The sequence below is a fragment of the Synechococcus sp. BA-120 BA3 genome (assembly GCF_034931285.1).
Lineage (GTDB): Bacteria > Cyanobacteriota > Cyanobacteriia > PCC-6307 > Cyanobiaceae > Cyanobium.
Window position 1 is genome coordinate 1 of the sequence record NZ_JAYGHZ010000168.1, and the last position, 1,536, is coordinate 1,536.

Sequence of the window (1,536 nt, forward strand, 5' to 3'; positions counted from 1 at the left end):
GCTGCTGCACGCGGACGTGCGCCTTCCGCCGGGCTGGGCCGAGGCCGTGGCGCCCGCGATCGGCGGTGGTGCGTCCACCGCCTGGGCCTTCCGGCTGCGGATCGCCGGGGGCGACCCTGCCCTGCGACTGGTGGAGCTGGCGGTGGAGCTGCGCAGCCGCTGGCGCCAGCTGCCCTACGGCGACCAGGGACTGCTGCTGGCCCGGCGCCTGCACGACGCCGCTGGGGGGATCGCCCCGCTGCCCCTGATGGAGGACCTGGACTTCCTGCAGCGGCTGAGGCCCCTGGCCAGGATCGCCCTGCTGGCGCCGGCCCTGCGGGTGAACGGCCGGCGCTGGCGCCGGCTGGGGGTGTGGCAGACCATGCTGGCCAACGCCCGCCTGCGGCGCGACTGGCGCCGTGGCATCCCGGTGGAGCAGCTGGCCGCCCGTTACTACGGGTAACGCCTCAGGGGGCGTACCAGAAGGCGCAGCGGCGCTGCAGCGGCTCCAGCTCCCAGCCCTGGGCGGCATAGAAGCCCACCACGTCGGGATCGGCGAACAGGCTCACCCGGTCGATGCCCATGGCCCGCAGCTGCTCGAGCACGTAGTCCATCAGCTCCTTGCCCAGGCCGGCCCCCTGGTAGCGCGGATGGACCGCCACATCCCAGACGGTGGCCTCCACCACCCCGTCGCCGGTGCAGCGGGCGAAGCCCACCAGCCGCGGCAGGCGGGCGTCGTGGCGCCAGAGGCCCACCTGGAGCAGGCTGTGCTGGAGGGCCTTGCGCACGCGCCGCAGCGGGCGGCGGCTCCAGCCCACCGCGTCGCAGAGCGCCTCCAGCTCGATCAGGTCGATCGGTCGGGTCTGGCTGAGCACCAGCTCCAGGCTGGGGTTGGGGCAGGCGCAGAGGCGGTGCCCGGGACCGTAGAGGTCGGTCATCAGCGGAAGGGTCCCGGGCACGGCGAGAGGGCTACGCGTTCTGAAGATCCTGCCGGATGCCGGCCGGACTGCGGCAGGGTGGGGGATTGACGCGGCACCCGTCCTGAGCGTCCTCCCCACCGGCTCCGATCGGACCCAGGCGATACCGGCCCCAGCTCCGGCTCCGCTGACGCCCGAGTCCCCCCTGCTGGTGTGTGTGCACGGCTGGTTGCTGGCGGGGCGCCTGTGGCAGCCGCTGCGGCGGGAACTGGCGCCCCGCTGGACGCTGTGGTGCCCCGATCTGCCCGGATTCGGCGGCAGCGACCGGCCCCGGGGGCTGCAGGCCAGCCTGGCCAGCTACGGGCGCTGGCTGGCCGACGCCGTCCAGCGGGAGGCCGCCGGGCGAGCGGTGGTGCTCCTGGGCCACTCGCTGGGGGGCAGCGTGGCGCTCCATGCGGCGCCCCTGCTGGGGGAGCAGCTGCGGGGCCTGGTGCAGATCGCGGCGGGGGGTGGTGTGTTCCAGCCCCGTCCCTTCGCCCGGGTGCGTCGCGGCGGAGCCGCCTTCCTGCGCTGGCGGCCGTCCTGGCTGGCCCGGCTGCCCGGCACGGAGGCGATCCGCAGCCCGCTGCTGGCCGACGGC

The 1,536-nt window shown here is 75.5% G+C and carries 2 protein-coding genes and 1 pseudogene; 2 read left to right on the forward strand and 1 reads right to left on the reverse strand.

From position 1 onward, the window contains the following. Positions 1–442, forward strand: a pseudogene (locus tag VB737_RS06950) (TIGR04283 family arsenosugar biosynthesis glycosyltransferase); the annotation flags it as partial. Positions 443–446: 4 nt separating this feature from the next. Here VB737_RS06950 and VB737_RS06955 read toward each other — a convergent pair. Beyond that, positions 447–917 (reverse strand): GNAT family N-acetyltransferase, encoded by a 471-nt coding sequence (locus VB737_RS06955; protein WP_190544500.1) that lies wholly within the window; start codon positions 915–917, stop codon positions 447–449. Between the two features lie 190 nt (positions 918–1,107). On the opposite strand from VB737_RS06955, the gene VB737_RS06960 reads away from it, so the two are divergent. After that, positions 1,108–1,536 (forward strand): alpha/beta fold hydrolase (locus tag VB737_RS06960; protein ID WP_500312196.1); only part of this gene is annotated, 429 nt, incomplete at its 3' end.

Excerpts from the sequence above, each read along its gene's own strand:
- VB737_RS06955 (WP_190544500.1), bottom strand. The coding sequence starts at position 917 with ATGACCGACCTCTACGGTCCCGGGCACCGCCTCTGCGCCTGCCCCAAC.